The organism is Metabacillus litoralis, from assembly GCF_007994985.1.
Lineage (GTDB): Bacteria > Bacillota > Bacilli > Bacillales > Bacillaceae > Metabacillus > Metabacillus litoralis.
This window is the reverse complement of record NZ_VOQF01000008.1, coordinates 46,397-65,043: the sequence shown is the minus strand read 5'-3', so window position 1 is coordinate 65,043 and position 18,647 is coordinate 46,397. Positions and strand designations below refer to the sequence as shown.

Here is an 18,647-nt window from a genome sequence, read left to right as displayed (position 1 = left end):
TTGCTTTTTTACTTTGGTTTTTAAAGATAATAAAAATACTATTTATGATTTAATGTTTATATACTTTATTCGGTTACCGAAATAATGTATTCTAAAATAAAAGTCAATGTTAGTTAAAATAGGGGGTCTACCATTGAAAGATGAACAGTTGGAGCAACTAAAGAATGAATGGATTGTTGAGGCTACAATTAGTGAAATTCAAGAAAAACTAGAAAATAAAGAAATTACATCAAAAGAGCTAGTACTTATCTATTTATCCAGAATATCAGAGATCGACCAATCAGGTGCTTCTATTAACTCAATGATAGAAGTGAACCCAGAAGCATTACAAATTGCAGCAGCACTTGATTATGAAAGAAAAACGAAAGGTAGCCGGGGCGCATTACATGGAATTCCTGTTGTCATAAAGGATAATATTGATACAGGAGATAAAATGCATACAAGTGCAGGTTCACTTGTTTTGGCAGATTCATACGCGCAAGAAGATGCGGCTGTTGTAAAAAGGTTGCGTGAAGCTGGTGCAATAATTTTAGGGAAAACAAACTTAACAGAGTGGGCTAATTTTATAGCCGAAGATATGCCTACTGGCTACAGCTCAAGAGGTGGACAAACATTAAATCCTTATGGAAAGGAATTTATTGTTGGTGGATCAAGTGCAGGTTCTGGAGCAGCAATTGCAGCAAATTTAGCGACTATTTCGGTAGGGACGGAAACATGTGGATCAATTTTAAGTCCTGCAAGTCAAAACTCTATTGTGGGAATTAAGCCTACTGTTGGTTTAATTAGCAGAACAGGTATTATACCAATTTCTCATACTCAAGATACAGCAGGTCCAATGGCGAGAACAGTAGAAGATGCAGCGATTCTTCTTAATGCTTTACAAGGAACAGACGATAAAGATCCGATTACTCTTAGTAATGAACTTCTTTCTGTAGATTTCACAGAGTTTCTTAAATCAGGAGGATTAAAAGGTAAAAAGATTGGTATAGCTCGTGAAACGTATTTTGATGAGTTAAGCCAATCACAGCTTACTGTTATGAATACAGCAATTGATAAACTCACAGAGCTTGGAGCAGAGGTTATTGATCCAATTGTTATTCCTTCAACAAATGAAGAGTGGGATATAAATGTTCTTTTATATGAGTTTAAAGCAGATATAGAGGCGTATTTAAAAAATGTAGATTCTTCCATAGGAGTTCGTACACTTTCAGATGTGATACAAAGGAATGAACAAATTGGTGAGAAAGCATTGAAATATGGTCAAAAGCTCTTTCTTGATTCAAACAAAACAAGTGGAAGTTTAACAGATCCAACTTACCTAAATAGTCTAGAAAAGGATTATTATTTGGCTAGAAAGCAGGGTATTGATGCTGTCATGAACCAACATCACTTAGACGCTATTGTCTTTCCAAATAACATAGGTGCACTTCTACCTGCAGTAGCGGGATATCCGTCGATAACTGTACCTGCTGGCTACACGAACGAGGGAGAGCCAGTAGGAATAACGTTTTCAGGTCTAGCTTATAGTGAGCCAACCTTGATTGAGATAGCTTATTCCTATGAGCAAGGAACAAAACATAGAGTAGCGCCAAAATTATAGGATAAAGATTTTAAAAGCTGGTCATCTTTTAATTAGGGTGATCTGTTTTTCGTATGGATGATTAAATGAAGATTTAAGCCGGATGGAAATTTGAGATAGAGGTCGACGTAAAGGTGATGAGGACCAAAGATAGAGGAAAAACAGGTAAAGGTCGTTATCAAGGGAATGAATGAAGATCAAAAGGCAGTGGGAAAGCTGAGGTAAAGGTCGTCATAAAGGAGATAAAGACCTAAACCCAAGAAAGAGCCATTAATTACAAAACTTACTGTGTATTTTCTCACATATACTATTAGAATGAAGATTAGAACTACATAAGTCATACATTGTGTTTTGGAGGTTAGATTATGCTTATAACTGAAAGGCATCAAATTATATTAAACCTATTAAAAGAGAAAAAAAACGTCAAGCTCCAGGAACTAGTGGATTTAACGAATACATCTGAATCAACGTTAAGACGTGATCTTGATCAATTAGAGAAACAAAATTATTTAAAAAGAGTTCATGGAGGAGCTTCTTTAATTCAAAGTAAACGAGAAGAACCAAGCGTTAATGAAAGAACTACTAAAAACTTTGATGAGAAAGGAATGATTGCTAAATATGCGGCAAATTTAATTCAAGATGGAGATTGTATTTATTTGGATGCAGGAACAACTACTTATAAATTGATTACCTATTTGAATCAAAAAGATATTGTTGTTGTAACGAACGGTGTTGACCATCTAGAAGCGTTACTCGAAAAAGATATTGTGACTTATATTATCGGTGGTTATGTGAAAAAAGTAACGAAAGCAACAATCGGACGTGATGCATACACAAGTATTAAGAATTACCGTTTTGATAAGTGTTTTATGGGAACAAACGCAGTTCATCATGATCTTGGTTTAACAACTCCAGATCCTGAAGAAGCTCAAATAAAAGAAAGGGCTATATCATTATCACGAGAAGCCTTTATTCTTGCTGATAGTAGCAAATTTGGGGAAGTGTCATTTTCTAAATTTGCGAAATTAGATGAGGTGAAAATAATCACAAATAGTGAACCTGCGACTCAATTAAACAAATATGAAGAAAAAACTGAGATTATTCTTGTAAATTAAATCTTTCGCTTAGCTGTTCCTTGAGTTGACATAAGGAACAGCTTTTTTTGATTTAATAAATTGTTCATTATTAATTAATTAAGTAGGGTTTTCATAAAAAAATGTAAAAAAAAATAATTTTTTGTCAGAAAATTCCCCTTATTCACACTAGATGGTATATTATATAACATTATAGGTAATATTACTTATCATCAGGAGGGAAAAATGGAGACTATCATACTTAATGTAAATGTTTTATGGATTGTTATTGCTACTTTTTTAGTGTTTTTTATGCAGGCAGGATTTACTTTACTTGAAGCAGGACTTGTCCGGGCTAAAAACTCAATTAATGTGGCTTTAAAGAATGTGATTGATTTATTAATCACCACAGTTGTATTTGCTTTAGTAGGCTTTGCCCTTATGTTTGGTGATTCGTTATCAGGTTGGTTTGGAACAGAAGGGTTTTTGTTACGTGGTTTAGAGGATGATCCATACAATTGGGCCTTTCTTTTATTTCAAATTGTTTTTGCTGGAACTGCTGCAACAATTGTTTCGGGGGCCATAGCTGAGCGAGTAAAGTTTAGTGCATACATAGTAGGTACAATTATGATAAGTGGTCTAATATACCCTGTATTTGGTCATTGGGCTTGGGGCAGTTTATGGAACGGAGAAAGTAAAGGCTGGTTAGAGAATTTAGGTTTCATCGATTTTGCTGGCTCTACAGTTGTACATTCAATTGGTGGGTGGGTCGCTTTAGCAGCAGCAATTATTGTTGGTCCGAGAATTGGTAAATACACATCTGATGGTAAAAGTCGAAAATTTGCAATGTCTAACGCTGTTTTGGCTGTAACAGGAGTATTTATTTTATGGCTTGGCTGGTTCGGATTTAATGCAGGCTCAACAGGTGTGGCAGATATAAATATTGCACTCATTTCATTAAATACACATTTTGGTGCTGTAAGTGGTGGATTAGCAGCATTAATGATTAGTTGGATGTTAGATAAAAGACCTCAGGTTGAGGATATACTTAATGGTATTTTAGCAGGCTTAGTATCGGTAACAGCTGGAGCAAATATTCTCACGCCGGAGTTTGCTTTAATAATTGGAGCGATGGGTGGAATCATTGTTGTCTTTTCTATAAGAACGATAGATTCAGTGTTTAAGATTGATGATGCAATTGGATCAATTGCTGTACATGGTGTTTGTGGAGCATGGGGTACACTCTCATTGGCGTTATTTGCTCCTTTGGAAAATCTTGTTCGAGCTACAAGACTGGAACAGATTGGTGTACAGCTTCTTGGGATAGGAACAGCATTTGTATGGGCTTTTGGGATGGGACTTCTGATCTATGGAGTAATGAAATTTTTAATGAACATAAGAGTGGGGAAAGAAGATGAGGAAATTGGTTTAAACGTTAGTGAACATGGTGCATCTATTTCAGTTTTAGATACTATTGTTGCCATGAATGAAATTGCTGCTGCAAAAGGTGATTTGACTAAGAAAATTAAGTATGAACCTGGAGAAGATATGGCAGAGTTAAATGAAGCCTTCAATACAGTCTTAGGTACATTAAATGAGCTTGTTCATAAGGTGAAAACCCAAACATCCTCAGTTCTTAATACAACATCTTCTGTGTTATCACTAAGTGAGAAATCAAAGGAGAATGCAAGTCTGCAAATGATAGAAATAGAAGAAACTTATTCGTTTGTAGAGGAATCTGAAAAATGGCTAGAAAAAGAGATTGAAGTTGAAAATCAAGTAATAGCTGAAATTCAACAAGCATTTTCTTCAATTGAACAAATAGGGAAGCAACTAAGTTGGATTCAGGAGGAAATGACCAATATTTCCACATTTGTCCATGAAGTGGGTGATATAAATCAAGAAGTAAATTTCAAAATGAATAACTTCAATAAAAACATCGAAAAAATCACAAGTGATGCAAATGAGAGTAAACAAATGGTTGATATTATTTCAGAGGTATCGGAACAAATTAATTTATTATCACTGAATGCAAGTATTGAAGCAGCAAGAGCGGGTGAATCTGGAAGAGGATTTACAATTGTAGCTAATGAAATTAAAAAACTAGCACTAAAATCTAAACTTGCAACAGAAGACATTCGTGAAATGATTACATCAACAACAGAAGAAACAACACAGGGGTTTGCAGAGGTTATTGAGTTATCAGGTAAAATTGAGCTATTAAGTAATGAATTAATTAAAATGCCAAAGAGATTTAAGTTAATTGATGAAAAAGTATATACTGTTACTACATTTATGAAGGAATTCCTAGTTACATTAGAAAGAGTAAATAAAGATACAGCGACAATTCAAGAAAAAAGATATGAACAACAAGATAGCTTTAAAGAGATGTCAGGTAGAATGAATCAAGTGTATCAAAATATGAAAATAAATCTTGAATCAACGTTTGAAATGGTAGAAAAAATAAATACGATGAAGAAGCAAAATGAAAAATTAAATCAATCTGTTATCAAATTTAGAACAGCTGAATCGATGTCATCGTAAAATTATATAGACTTAAAAAAGATACTTTCAAAATCGAAAGTATCTTTTTTAGTTTTATGCTGTGGGGGTCTGTCCCTCAGCGTGCTAAAGGACTATTGTATAGTGCAGTGCTGATTTGTCGAATTTTGAAGAATGGAAGATAAATCCGCATAATCGAAGATAAATCTTAAAAATCGAAGATAAATAGCCGGAATCGATGATAAATTTAAAAAATCGACGATAAATTAAACAATGGAGAAAAATTCACTAACATCGTGTACAAATTTAAATAAAAGTTAGCTATTTTAGTAGTCTCTTAGTGTATGAATCAAAATTTTCACCTCCATTTCTACATTTTTCATAAAAACAACGGAGATTTGTATTATTTTGTTAGAAAGAAGAACAACTTGGGGTCTGACCCCCAGTTGCACCAAGTTGCCAGTTGCGAGGGCACTGAAAATGAAAACAGTTTTATTTATTGAATATATTAGATTTATTCGTCTTTATGGATATTTTCTTTAATTATGTCCCAACCTCATCTTTTTTAGTTTTATAGAAAAAGAATGATTTATAACTATAAAAGAAATAATATCAAGATCAGATTGTTTAAGTGTAATGATGATTAAATAAGAATCTCATAAGCTTTAACCAAAAAATATGTAAAACCTTTGACATAAGGGAAAAATTAATGTAAATTACCTAATGTACGAACAATATATAATAATAACCTTTTAAATATTCGTTTTTAGGAGTGCTAGATATGGAAAATGTATTTGATTATGAAGATATTCAATTAATTCCGGCAAAATGTGTTGTGAACAGTCGATCAGAATGTGATACAAGTATTACTCTTGGTGGACATCAATTTAAACTACCAGTAGTGCCTGCTAATATGCAGACTATAATAGATGAGAAGATCGCCATTTACTTAGCGGAAAATGGTTATTTCTATGTAATGCATCGTTTTGAACCTGAAAAAAGAGAAGAATTTATTAAAGATATGAATGCTCGAGGTTTAATCGCTTCAATAAGTGTTGGTGTTAAAGAAGAAGAATATAGATTTGTCGAGCAATTATCAGAGAAACAACTTACACCTGAATTTATTACAATAGATATTGCACATGGACATTCCAAAGCAGTTATCGAAATGATTCAACATATCAAAAAGCACTTACCGCAGAGTTTTGTAATAGCAGGAAATGTAGGAACGCCTGAAGCGGTAAGAGAACTGGAACATGCTGGTGCTGATGCAACAAAGGTTGGAATTGGACCAGGAAAGGTTTGCATTACAAAAATAAAAACTGGTTTTGGAACTGGTGGCTGGCAGCTTGCAGCACTTCGCTGGTGTGCAAAAGCAGCAAGCAAACCTATTATTGCAGATGGTGGAATTCGTACACATGGCGATATTGCTAAATCTATTCGTTTTGGTGCCTCAATGGTCATGATTGGTTCTTTATTTGCTGGACATGAGGAATCTCCAGGTCAAACAACTGAAAAAGATGGCAAGCTATATAAAGAATATTTCGGCTCTGCTTCAGAGTTCCAAAAAGGTGAAAAGAAAAATGTAGAAGGTAAAAAAATGTTTGTTGAGCATAAGGGCTCCTTGCAGGACACATTAACTGAAATGGAACAGGACTTACAATCTTCAATTTCATATGCAGGTGGAACACATTTAGATGCCATTCGTCATGTTGATTATGTTGTTGTTAAAAACTCAATTTTTAATGGTGATAAAGTTTATTAAACAGCCTTTTGTGCTAATTGATCAAATTAAAAAAAGATGAGCATGCTGTCATTAAAGTGACAATATGTTCATCTTTTTTTATGGCTGTTTTCGTAAACTTTGTTGGTTTTTAGAATCATGGTGGAAACAACTCTGTATAAAGTCTAGAGGCATCTTTTCTTCTACAAATCTCACCTTTTAATCGATAACACACTGGTTGCAAGAGATAATGACGTCTATTAGTAACAATCTTTCAGAAAAGAGCCTTTTTTATTTGTTTTTTTATCAAGAGGTGTTTCTTTTGTATGTAATATTGCAGTGAGAATAGTTATTTCTAAAATAAGCTTTACAATAAATTAACATTTGATGTAAAAAACCATTGAAATTAAAATGATATTTTCATATAATGAAGTATGAAAACGTTTCCAAGTGTCAAGCAAGGTGGGCAACATAGAGCCTATGGGGAGGGAGAAATTTTGTCTACCATTGAAGATGTCGCAAGGTTAGCCGGTTTATCGAGAACAACAGTATCAAGAGTATTAAATGACCATCCATATGTTTCTGATGAAAAGAAAAAGCTTGTTCAGCAGGCAATGGAACATTTGGGGTATGTTCCGAATTCGGCTGCAAGAAGCTTAAGAAATCAAAAGTCTCAGATTATTGCTGTATTGATTCCAAAAATATCAACACCTTTTTTTAGTCAGCTCATAGAAATATTAGAAATGGCAGCTTCTGCAAAGGGTTACCAATTAATTATTTGTCAAACACAATTCTCAAAACAAAAAGAGAGAAGTTATTTAAACCTTCTCAAAACGAAACAGGTTGATGGGGTTATCATGACATCAATTGAAAACGATTGGTCAATCATTGATTCTTATTTGAATTATGGTCCAATTGTTCTTTGTAATGAGGTTGTAGAGCAAGCTGAGATTCCGATGGTGTTTATTAATCAAACAAAAAGTGGATATATGATAGCAAAGCATCTACTTGAAAGAGGACATAAACATATAGCTTATTGTTCAAATGGTTATATAAGTGAGGGAATGACTGCTAGAAAAGAAGGCTTTATAAAAGCTCTAGCTGAGGCAGGTATTCATTTTCAAAGTAAACTTCATTTTGAAAGGGTTTCCACAGTTAATGATGGAAAACACATATTTAGAGAAATGGAGAATTTGAACATATGTCCAACTGCTATTTTCACTGGAAGTGATGCTGTTGCAGCTGGAATCATTTCTGAGGCGAAGAAGGCTGGATGGAGTTTACCAGATGATTTAGCAATTGTAGGTTATGACAATATGGAATTAACCGAAATTATCGAGCCTATGGTTACAACAGTTATATTGCCAGTTGAAGAAATGGCATCGAAAGCTATGGATGTAATTTATGAAAAAATACATAAAAAACAATTTCGTTCTTTCGAAAAACATGAGTTTGCCTCAAAACTAGCTTTACGAGATTCCACAATGTTTCGTAGAAATCTAGTTGCGACATCATAAAGAAAAGGATGCCGATTAAATACAATCGCATCCTTTTCTTGTTTTAAATTTCATTACCTATAGAAATTTTAAGAGAATACTTATCTTCTAGATTGTACTGTTTCTAGCAGTAAAGACGCTGAGAATTCAATTGGCTTATTTAGTGAGACTAGGGGCAATAATTATATTAACAGTATTTTATTTGAAGAAATAAGATCGATGCTTCATTGATATGAGATTTTATAAAACATAAACTTTGGAACTATAAATCGCTTACATGAAGACACTCATTACATGTATTACCATAACATTCATGCTGTTCCTCAATTTCATTTCCACATTCCTTGCATTGTTTTTTTGGTAAGTTTCTGAAAAATTCAGTTAATTTAATCATCATTTATAACCCCTCCATGTCATTTGTTACTGTCATTGTATTATAACAGTTAACGAAGTGTCAACAACTGTTTTGTAACAACTTGTTACGGATTGTGCTAAATATTGATATATCAAGGATAGTTCGTTGAAAAAAAGGCTATTAACCAGATATTTTTTTGATTATTGACTCATAATGGGGAATACGTGAAGAATAGATAACAAGCTTGTATAATGATAGGGAAGAAATAGGAGGATGATGTTTCGTGAAATTAAAGGTTATTGGCTATTGGGGTGGATATCCAGAAGCAAATGAAGCAACCTCTGGATATTTAATTGAATCAAATGGTTTTAACTTATTAATCGATTGTGGCAGTGCAGTATTATCTAAGCTCCAAGAAAGTATTTCAATTGATCAATTAGATGCTGTTGTATTGTCTCATTATCATCATGATCACATTGCAGATATAGGACCATTGCAATATGCATGTTATGTCACATCTCTCATCCATAATAAAGAAAAAACATTACCAATTTATGCACATGCTTTAGATCAGGAAGCTTATAAAAAATTAACTTATAAACAAGCAACTAAAGGAATTGAATATGATCATACAAAACAACTAGTAGTTGGTCCTTTTACTATATTTTTTTTACCAACGATCCATCCTGCACCTTGCTTTGCTATGAAAATATCTGATGGAAACTCAAGCCTGGTATATACTGCTGATTCAAGCTATCAAGACGAATTTATATCATTTTCATCTTCGGCTGATTTGCTTATCGCAGAATGTAGCTTATATGGAAATCAGGATGGAACAGCAGCTGGTCATATGAACAGTACAGAGGTTGGTAGAATAGCCAAATTAGCAAATGTTAAGAATCTCTTATTAACACATTTACCTCATTTTGGTGATCATCAAGATCTTATTAAAGAAGCTAAAAATGAATATACAGGTGAAATTTCTCTTGCAACAACTGGATTTACTTGGAGTAGCAATTAAAGGAGGAAAATGAATGTTATTTATTGATAATCAAGGAATTACAGATCCAAAAATTAATTTAGCAATAGAAGAATACGCGGTTAAACATTTAGATCCTAAAGAATCCTATTTATTATTTTACATAAATGAGCCATCAATCATAATTGGTAAAAATCAAAACACAATTGAAGAAATTAATACCAATTATGTAGAAGATCATTCTATCCATGTTGTTAGAAGACTTTCTGGTGGAGGTGCTGTTTACCATGATGAAGGAAATTTGAACTTTAGTTTTATTACTAAAGATGATGGTGAAAGCTTTCACAATTTCAAAAAGTTTACAGAGCCTGTGGTACAAGCTTTAGGGAAAATGGGTGTAAAAGCAGAGCTAAGCGGTAGAAATGATATTATCGCTAATGATGGACGAAAGATCTCTGGAAATGCTCAGTTTTCAACAAAGGGAAGAATGTTTTCACATGGTACATTATTATTTGATTCTGAAATTGAAAATGTCGTATCAGCACTGAAGGTTAAAAAAGATAAAATTGAATCTAAAGGGATAAAATCTATTAGAAGTAGGGTTGCAAATATAAGTGAATATTTGGATGAGAAAGTGTCAATAAAGCAGTTTAAAGAGCTGTTGCTTCACCAAATTTTTAGTGATTATGATACGATCCCACAATATGAACTAACAGAAGATGATTGGAAGAAAATAAACGAAATTTCTCAAAATCGTTATCAAAATTGGAATTGGAATTATGGTAAATCACCAAAATTTAATTATCAGCATTCTCACCGTTTTCCTGTTGGGTCAATTGATGTTCGTTTTGAGGTTCAAAAGGGAATCATCGAGAATTGTAAAATCTACGGTGACTTTTTTGGAGTAGGTGATGTGGAAGAAGTTGAACATTCTTTAACTGGCATAAAATATGAACGAGCAGCTATTGAAACAGCTTTGAGTGAAATTGATGTGAAAAAATATTTTGGAAATATTGATAAAGAAGAATTTATCAATTTGATTTATTAATTAATTTCCTTAAAAGATTATCTTTTAGAATGTAAAGTTAACTTCTTGTTATATGAAATAAAGATAAGCATACTAAATCTCACAATGGTTTGGTGTGCTCTATTTTATTAATGTCAGATAGTAATCAATTAAAATTTTTGTATATAACAAACCAAACACTTATAACCAAGTAGATAATAAGATATCAAGCAGAATGAAGGAATTAAGATATTGATAATAAGGCAGAGAATAGCTACTGATTAATACTAGTTTAATTCTAAATGATAGCTACAATGAGATTAGAGCCTGCTTTCTATAGCTACTTAGGGGGAAACTTTTCACATATATTTTTTCAAACTTTTACATGTGGAATCAATTCCAGGTCATTGAATATTATGAATTCTTTCAATATAATAAAGGTAGAATATTTTTTATGCTTAACGCAGTATATATTTAAAGCAATGAATAATGGAAGAATAGCTAAGGGGTAAGAGCTACGTTAAGTTGTGTTATTCTATTAGAAGTAGAAGTTCATCTAAGAAAACTGTTACGTAATTTTTTTATGACTAAAAAATGAATGGTTATTCATTCATTTTTACTACTAAGGGGTGGGAGAATGAATTTATCTTCACAGTTATCACTAACAGTAAAGGAATATAGTAATAAACCAGCAATTATTTTTGAAGGCACTGAAACATCCTATTTACAACTTGAAGGGGCAATCAATAAATTTGCGAGTAGTTTAAATGAATTAGGAATTTCCAAAGGAGATCATGTTGCAGTTGTATTAGGAAACTCACCATACTTCATTATCTCTCTTTACGGGGCTATTCGTGCAGGAGCAACCGTTATTCCGATTAATCCCATTTATACTCCAGATGAGATCGCTTATATTATTAACAATGGAGATGTTAAGGCTGTCATTACACTGGATTTACTACTTCCGTTATTTGAAAAAATGGAGGCGGTATTACCTACAGTAGGTCATATAATAATTTGTGAAACTCCACCAAATGAAAACAAAGCAGATCTTGATATTACGAAGCTAAATATCTTCACAAAATTGAAATCGTTTACAAAAATGCTCTCTGTTGGCAAAGCCCAATTTGAAGGTCCTGTGCTGAATGATGATGATGTCGCAGTTATTTTATATACATCTGGCACAACTGGTAAGCCTAAGGGGGCCATGCTCACACATCAAAATCTTTATAGTAATGCAATTGACACAGCAAATTATTTAGAGATAACTAACAGTGATATTGTTGTGACGACATTACCTATGTTTCATGTGTTTTGTTTAACAGTTTCTTTAAATGCACCATTAATGAATGGAGCGACATTACTTGTTGTACCTCGATTTAGTCCTGAGATTATATTCAATTTAGTAAAGAAATATGAAGCAACTGTTTTTGCTGGAGTACCGACTATGTATAATTTTTTACTTCAATTTGACCAAGCGAACAAAGCTGACTTAAAGTCTTTAAGAATTTGTATTTCTGGTGGAGCATCAATGCCTGTTGCGCTTTTAAATGGATTTGAGCAAAAGTTTGATGTGATGGTCTCAGAAGGATATGGTCTTTCAGAGGCTTCACCTGTTACGTGCTTTAATCCTCTTGATCGCCCAAGAAAGGCTGGTTCAATCGGAACAAGCATTGTAAATGTAGAGAATAAAGTCGTAAACGAATTAGGTGAAGAGTTACCACCTAATCAAGTTGGGGAATTAATCGTTAAAGGACCTAATGTAATGAAGGGCTATTACAAAATGCCAGAAGAAACGGCAGCTACGATCCGAGATGGTTGGCTTTATACTGGTGATTTAGCAAAAAAAGATGAGGATGGTTATTTTTATATTGTAGATCGAAAAAAAGATATGATTATTGTAGGCGGCTATAATGTTTATCCACGTGAAGTCGAAGAAGTTCTATATAATCATGAAGATGTGATCGAAGTGGCTGTTTTAGGAATTCCAGATCCGAATTTTGGTGAAGCAGTGAAATGCTTTGTTGTCGTAAAAAATAAACAAATAACTGAAGAGATACTTCTTGATTATTGTAAAGAGCATATTGCTAAATATAAAGTTCCAAATTCTATTGAATTCTTAGAAGAATTACCTAAGAATACAACAGGGAAGATTTTGAGAAGAGCATTAAAAGATCAAGTTCTTCAAAAATGATACTTTAGAAGAATACAATAAAGTAAGATGCTAGACACAAATATCGTGCAGATATTTGTGTTTTTTTGTATATGAATGACTAATGAGTAAAATCCTAAAGCTTTCTCCGGATAACATTTTATTGACTACTTTTATAATAGATTCTGCTAATAATCTTTGAAAACGAAAGAAAATTTATGAAAATATTCAAAAAATATTGAACTATTTCTCTTTTTCTGTATAATTTAATCAATGAAAGCATAAAAGCGTAAAAGGGATTATTTAAAAAATAGAAACGTAAAAAAGGGGAGTTTAACATGAATAAAGGTTGGAAAATTGGTTCAGGTCTTATGTTAGCTAGTTTTTTAGCATTAGCAGGCTGTGGTTCAAGTGAATCATCATCTGAAAGTAATAATGAAGGAAGTGGCTCTGCAGAAGGAGCAAAAACATACACAATTGGTGTTAACCAAATTGTTGAGCATCCTTCACTTGATGCGGCATTAGAAGGATTTAAAGCTGCTTTAGAGGAAAAGGGCTTAGAAGTAGAGTATGATGTGCAAATTGCTCAAGGAGATCAAAATAATAGCCAAACGATTGCTAATAATTTCGTTGGTGATAAAGTAGATTTAATATTTGCAAACTCAACACCTAGTGCACAAAGTGCTTTAAATGCAACAACTGATATACCAATCATTTTTACATCTGTAACAGATCCTATTGGTGGCGGATTGGTAACTAGCTTTGAAGAGCCAGGTGCAAATATTACAGGCACAACTGACACACATCCAGATGCGATACCTAATACTGTGAAATTCATTGATGAAAATATAGATGGAAATAAAGTCGGAATGATTTATAATTCTGGTGAACAAAACTCTGTAGCTCAAATCGAATTAGTGAAAAAAGCAATGGAAGGTACAGACTTAGAGGTTGTTGAAGCATCAGTATCAACATCTGCAGAAGTAAAGCAAGCGACAGAATCTTTAATAGGAAAAGTTGATTCTTTATACGTAATTACTGACAACACAGTTGTTTCAGCTCTTGAAAGTGTTATTGGAGTAGCCAGTGATTCTGATATCCCATTATTTGTTGGAGAATTGGATTCAGTTGAACGCGGTGGATTTGCTGCTTACGGTTTTGATTACTATGATATCGGTTTTGAAGCTGGTGAGATGGCTGTTAGTATTTTAGATGGTGAGAAGACAGCAAGTGAAATTCCTGTTCAATATCCACAAAAGCTTAAGCTACAAATTAATGCAAAAGCTGCAGAGGATATGGGAATTGAAATAAAAGAAGAATGGAAAGAAGAAGCAGAAATTTTAGAATAAAGGTGATGAAAGATGTTTACAGCCCTATTTGGATCAGTAGAGTCAGGATTAATTTATGCGATTATGGCTCTTGGAGTATACCTATCATTTCGAATATTAGACTTCCCAGATTTAACAGTTGACGGTAGCTTTGTTACTGGTGCAGCAGTAAGTGCTGTTTTAATTGTTAATGGTGTTAATCCTTTCCTTGCCACTTTTGTCGCATTAATCGTAGGCTTTTTAGCAGGCTGTATCACTGGGGTGCTGCATACAAAAGGAAACATCAATCCACTTCTATCGGGAATTTTGATGATGATTGCACTATATTCTATTAACCTTAGAATTATGGGAAAATCAAACGTACCATTATTACAAGAAGAAACCGTGTTTACTCAGCTTTTGGAGGGATGGAATAAGCTTGGAATTGACGCTGCCCTCCAACAGCTTTTCATTTCAATTGGACTTGAAGGGTTTGTTCCTAAAACATGGTCTGTTGTTATTATCATGCTTATTTTGATTTTTGTTATAAAATATGTCTTAGATTATTTCTTGAAAACTGAGCTGGGACTTGCAATTAGAGCTGTTGGTGATAATCAAAATATGATTACAAGCTTCTCTGCTAATACTGATATGCTTAAAATTGTAGGCTTAGGATTATCAAATGCTCTTGTAGCATTCTCTGGAGCATTTATTGCTCAATACAATGGATTTAGTGATGTCGGTATGGGGATCGGAATGATCATTATTGGCTTGGCATCTGTTATTATTGGAGAAGCAATAGTTGGAACAAAAACGATTGTAAAAGCAACAATTGCTGTTATTATCGGTGCAATATTATATCGTATTATTGTTGCTATGGCATTAAGAGTAAACTTCTTTGAAACTGGTGATATGAAGCTTATTACTGCATGTATTGTTATTGGGGCACTTGTTATTCCACAAATTATTGATAAGCAAAAGGATAAGCGGAAAAAAGGCTTACGCAGAAAGCGAGGTGTAGGCGATGCTACAATTAAATCAAATATATAAAGTATTTAATGAGGGCTCTGTTGATGAAAAAATAGCGTTAAATTCCCTGAATTTGTCTTTAAATGAAGGTGATTTTGTTACAGTTATCGGAAGTAATGGTGCTGGGAAATCGACATTACTAAATGTAATAGCAGGACGAATCACTCCTGATGACGGTGATGTGCTTATTAAAGAAAAATCAATGATTGATGTTCAAGAGTATAAACGTTCGCGCTATATTGGTCGAGTGTTTCAGGATCCAATGGCTGGTACATCTCCAACGTTAACGATTGAAGAAAATCTTGCTATTGCATATTCTCGTGTTCATAAACGGACGTTAAAGCCTGGTGTAACTTCAAAACGCAGATTGTATTTTAAAGAACAGCTAGAAATGCTAGGATTAGGCTTAGAAAACAGATTATCTGCTAAAGTAGGCTTACTATCTGGAGGAGAACGTCAAGCATTGTCGCTATTGATGGCAACATTCACAAAGCCTGATATTTTGCTGCTAGATGAGCATACTGCAGCACTTGATCCATCTCGAGCAGAGTTGATAACTAATTTAACAAAAAAACTTGTTGAAAAAGGTAATCTGACGACTTTGATGATTACACATAATATGCAACAAGCTGTTGATTTAGGAAACCGATTGATTATGATGGATAGTGGTAATATTGTTTTCCAAGCTGAAGGAAAACAGAAAGAGGGCTTAACAGTAAGTTCATTACTGGAGGAGTTCTCCAAAATTAAATCAGATAGTTCATTATCTGATAAAGCATTACTAATTTAAAAAGGTACATGTCCCACATTGGTTGAGGGACATGTACCTTTTTATTTGAGTTCTTGGGCTAGAGGCTGTTTTACAGATGAGCATACTTTGTGTTTTAAATAAGTTCTAAACTTGTAACTAGTTCGTTGCATTTCGCTGCAGACACTTGCTTTCCTCTGCACCCGCAGGAGTCAAGTGTCTTCCGCTCCATTCCACTAAAATGCTATAAAAGTAATTTTAAAACTACGATCTTTATGAGAGTTTTTCTTCAGCAAGATTGTTGTTTTGGCCTTAGTACCTATTACCTTATACCTGGTGTATTTTTAGGTATAATAGGTAATAGTCTAATAAGAAAGGTAGCTAATAACCTTATATCATTGCTGTTTGCTTCAAGTTACTAACAGTAACATTAATTGATGAAAACAGAAACAGCCTGAATTTTAACGTAACGTAACTTAACTGTGAAACATCAGTTTGCATCTTTCAATTAGCGTACATAATTCATATTTTTAACAAGTTCCATTGCTTCTTCGTCAGCAATGACTGTTGCATTATGGTGCTGATTTAAAATGGACGCTGGAAAGTCTTCTGTCACAACACCGCTTAGTAGTTTAACCATTGCATCTTGTTTAGCTTTTCCTGAAACAATAAGAAGAATTTCTTTGCTTTCCATAATTGTTTGAATTCCCATTGTGATTGCTTGTGACGGAACTTCATTCATATTATTAAAAAATCGTGCATTTGCTTTCTTAGTTGAAGAAGCTAGATCAACGACATGTGTTTTCGTTTTAAAGGGTGTACCTGGTTCGTTGAAGCCAATATGACCATTGCTTCCTATACCTAGAAGCTGTAAATCAATTCCTCCTGCGTCAACAATTTTCCTTTCGTATTGAGTGCATTCAGCTTGATTGTTTTCATTTAAACCTGAAGGAATATGAGTTTGTTTTAAAGAGATATTTATATGCTTAAATAAATTTTCATACATATACTGATAATAGCTATTTGAATCATCTTGTTTAAGTCCAATATATTCGTCCAAGTTAAAGGTTTTCACATGTTCGTAGGATGTATGATTCTGCTTGTGATCTTCTATGATGTTTTTGTATACACCTTTAGGAGTTCCACCCGTTGCTAAACCAAGATTTAGGTTAGGCTTTATTTTTATTTTATTTATGATAAAATCAGCAGCTCTTCGGCTCATTTCATGATAATTTTTTACTTCAATGATTTTCAAATATCATCATCTCCTTAAGATACCATTCACATAATTAGTCATGGCAAGTATTAATTTGCTTATAGAGTGTATTCATTTTCCTCTTGTTTTGTATAAGCAATCTTTCCTTTACAAATTGTCATAAAAACATCCATCTTCTCATCAAGGATAACAAGATCAGCATCTTTACCTGTTGAAATACTTCCTTTACGATCAAACATATTTAATTGTTTTGCTGGATTTTCTGAAGTCATTTTAATCGCACTTATAATTGAACATCCGGTGTAGAGTTGTATATTTTTAAAGGCATCAATCATTTTTAAAACACTACCTGCTAATGTATCTTCTTCTAATAACGCTTTTCCATCTGTTACTGTTACTAATTGACCACCTAAATCATATTTTCCATTCTCAAGCCATTTGGCTCTCATAGAATCTGTTATTAAGATCATTCTGTCATCTGATAGTTGTTTGTAAGCAAGCTTAACAATTTCTGGACGAATATGAATTCCATCTGAAATTAACTCGACCATTAATTCATCTCTTAAAAATGCAGCCCCAACAATTCCAGGCTCACGATGATGAAGGCCTGTCATTTGATTAAATAAGTGGGTAACATGTGATGTACCATGTTGTATTGCATGAACGACTTCATCATATGTTGCTTGTGAGTGTGCGATAGAAGATATAACATTCTGTTGTTTTAAATATTTTATTAAATCTATTCCACCAGTAAGCTCAGGTGCAAGTGAAACAAGTTTAATTTGATTGCTAGATATTTCTTGCCATCGTTTAAATGTTGAGATGTTAGGAGGTAATATATGTTTAACAGGCTGAGCGCCAGCTTTATTTTCATGAATAAACGGACCTTCTAAATGAATACCTAACACCTCTGCAAAGCCTTGAGTCTGAGAGTTTTGGATATATGTCCCCGTATTGTGTAATGCCTTTTCAATAGCAATTGAGTCTTCTGTTATTGTCGTAGCCAAAAAACTTGTTGTTCCTTCTTTCGGAAGTGTTGAAGCTATAACATCAAGGCTCTCTTTTGTAGCATCCATAGTATCTGCACCATTAGCTCCGTGAATATGAATATCGATCATACCCGGGATTATTCTGTAATTACTAGGTAAATTAATCACATGATAATCTTCTGATTTCGGAAGCTTATCAATAGTGCCTATAGAACTGATTTTGTCATCATCTATCATAAGAAATCCATTATCTATAACTTTATCTTCAGAGTAAATTGTTCCATTTTTAACTATTATTTTTGATGGATAAGAGTGCATTGGGTTTACTCCTTTGTTTTACATATTCTTGTATTTAGAATAACATTTCAATTTTTAGTTGTCTATACCAGTTAAAATTATGTATGATTATATAACAAAAATAATGACAAATAACTCTATTAATTATATAAAATTGGTATAGACATCTAGATTAATAGGTGTTAATATAGTTTTG

Annotated in this window: 14 protein-coding genes; 11 read left to right on the top strand and 3 right to left on the bottom strand. The window is 33.3% G+C overall.

What is annotated here, in order from left to right; all coding sequences use genetic code 11:
• Positions 1-133 precede the first annotated feature (133 nt).
• The 5 genes from FS935_RS15105 (at position 134) to FS935_RS15085 (ending at position 8,394) form a co-directional block, all read left to right on the top strand.
• Positions 134-1,600 (top strand): amidase, encoded by a 1,467-nt coding sequence (locus FS935_RS15105; protein WP_146949490.1) that lies wholly within the window; start codon positions 134-136, stop codon positions 1,598-1,600.
• 344 nt (positions 1,601-1,944) lie between these two features.
• On the top strand, positions 1,945-2,694 hold the full coding sequence (locus tag FS935_RS15100) for a DeoR/GlpR family DNA-binding transcription regulator (protein WP_146949489.1): 750 nt from the start codon (positions 1,945-1,947) through the stop codon (positions 2,692-2,694).
• A 204-nt stretch (positions 2,695-2,898) separates the two neighbouring features.
• The gene (gene amt, locus FS935_RS15095) at positions 2,899-5,196 is read left to right on the top strand and encodes an ammonium transporter (RefSeq protein ID WP_146949488.1); all 2,298 of its coding nucleotides are present in this window, start codon (positions 2,899-2,901) and stop codon (positions 5,194-5,196) included.
• 739 nt (positions 5,197-5,935) lie between these two features.
• Positions 5,936-6,919 (top strand): GMP reductase, encoded by a 984-nt coding sequence (guaC, locus tag FS935_RS15090; protein ID WP_146949487.1) that lies wholly within the window; start codon positions 5,936-5,938, stop codon positions 6,917-6,919.
• A gap of 455 nt (positions 6,920-7,374) precedes the next feature.
• Positions 7,375-8,394: a LacI family DNA-binding transcriptional regulator gene (locus FS935_RS15085; protein WP_146949486.1), complete on the top strand. Its 1,020-nt coding sequence runs from the start codon at positions 7,375-7,377 to the stop codon at positions 8,392-8,394.
• Positions 8,395-8,635: 241 nt separating this feature from the next.
• On the opposite strand, the gene yhfH is transcribed toward FS935_RS15085, so the two are convergent.
• Complete coding sequence (gene yhfH, locus FS935_RS15080; protein ID WP_146949485.1) at positions 8,636-8,770, bottom strand: protein YhfH; 135 nt, start codon at positions 8,768-8,770, stop codon at positions 8,636-8,638.
• A 241-nt stretch (positions 8,771-9,011) separates the two neighbouring features.
• Between yhfH and FS935_RS15075 the strand changes: the two genes are divergently transcribed.
• The 6 genes from FS935_RS15075 to FS935_RS15050 all read left to right on the top strand — a co-directional run bounded on the left by FS935_RS15075 (position 9,012) and on the right by FS935_RS15050 (position 15,991).
• Positions 9,012-9,749: an MBL fold metallo-hydrolase gene (locus tag FS935_RS15075; protein ID WP_146949484.1), complete on the top strand. Its 738-nt coding sequence runs from the start codon at positions 9,012-9,014 to the stop codon at positions 9,747-9,749.
• A gap of 13 nt (positions 9,750-9,762) precedes the next feature.
• Positions 9,763-10,755, top strand: a complete 993-nt coding sequence (gene lplA / locus FS935_RS15070) for a lipoate--protein ligase (RefSeq protein ID WP_146949483.1) — start codon at positions 9,763-9,765, stop codon at positions 10,753-10,755.
• Between the two features lie 595 nt (positions 10,756-11,350).
• Positions 11,351-12,907, top strand: coding sequence for a fatty acid--CoA ligase family protein (locus tag FS935_RS15065; RefSeq protein WP_146949482.1), 1,557 nt, complete (start codon positions 11,351-11,353; stop codon positions 12,905-12,907).
• Between the two features lie 296 nt (positions 12,908-13,203).
• Positions 13,204-14,214 carry an ABC transporter substrate-binding protein gene (locus FS935_RS15060; protein ID WP_146949481.1) on the top strand — a complete coding sequence of 337 codons (1,011 nt, stop codon included), beginning with the start codon at positions 13,204-13,206 and terminating at the stop codon, positions 14,212-14,214.
• A 12-nt stretch (positions 14,215-14,226) separates the two neighbouring features.
• Entirely contained in the window at positions 14,227-15,222 is a 996-nt protein-coding gene (locus FS935_RS15055; RefSeq protein ID WP_146949480.1) for an ABC transporter permease, read from the top strand.
• Entirely contained in the window at positions 15,197-15,991 is a 795-nt protein-coding gene (locus tag FS935_RS15050; RefSeq protein ID WP_146949479.1) for an ABC transporter ATP-binding protein, read from the top strand. The genes FS935_RS15055 and FS935_RS15050 overlap by 26 nt, the downstream gene beginning before the upstream one ends.
• A 466-nt stretch (positions 15,992-16,457) precedes the next feature.
• Here the strand turns inward: FS935_RS15050 and nagB are convergent, their stop codons facing one another.
• Together nagB and nagA are read right to left on the bottom strand one after the other, a co-directional pair.
• On the bottom strand, positions 16,458-17,204 hold the full coding sequence (gene nagB / locus FS935_RS15045) for a glucosamine-6-phosphate deaminase (protein WP_146949478.1): 747 nt from the start codon (positions 17,202-17,204) through the stop codon (positions 16,458-16,460).
• Positions 17,205-17,263: 59 nt separating this feature from the next.
• Entirely contained in the window at positions 17,264-18,472 is a 1,209-nt protein-coding gene (nagA, locus tag FS935_RS15040; protein ID WP_146949477.1) for an N-acetylglucosamine-6-phosphate deacetylase, read from the bottom strand.
• Between the last annotated feature and the right edge of the window lie 175 nt (positions 18,473-18,647).

Bases quoted from the DNA above. Each gene is read 5' to 3' on its own strand.
- FS935_RS15055 (WP_146949480.1), top strand. From the start codon at position 14,227: ATGTTTACAGCCCTATTTGGATCAGTAGAGTCAGGATTAATTTATGCG.
- amt (WP_146949488.1), top strand. From the start codon at position 2,899: ATGGAGACTATCATACTTAATGTAAATGTTTTATGGATTGTTATTGCT.
- guaC (WP_146949487.1), top strand. From the start codon at position 5,936: ATGGAAAATGTATTTGATTATGAAGATATTCAATTAATTCCGGCAAAA.
- FS935_RS15065 (WP_146949482.1), top strand. From the start codon at position 11,351: ATGAATTTATCTTCACAGTTATCACTAACAGTAAAGGAATATAGTAAT.
- nagA (WP_146949477.1), bottom strand. From the start codon at position 18,472: ATGCACTCTTATCCATCAAAAATAATAGTTAAAAATGGAACAATTTAC.
- lplA (WP_146949483.1), top strand. From the start codon at position 9,763: ATGTTATTTATTGATAATCAAGGAATTACAGATCCAAAAATTAATTTA.
- yhfH (WP_146949485.1), bottom strand. From the start codon at position 8,770: ATGATGATTAAATTAACTGAATTTTTCAGAAACTTACCAAAAAAACAA.
- FS935_RS15050 (WP_146949479.1), top strand. From the start codon at position 15,197: ATGCTACAATTAAATCAAATATATAAAGTATTTAATGAGGGCTCTGTT.
- FS935_RS15060 (WP_146949481.1), top strand. From the start codon at position 13,204: ATGAATAAAGGTTGGAAAATTGGTTCAGGTCTTATGTTAGCTAGTTTT.
- FS935_RS15100 (WP_146949489.1), top strand. From the start codon at position 1,945: ATGCTTATAACTGAAAGGCATCAAATTATATTAAACCTATTAAAAGAG.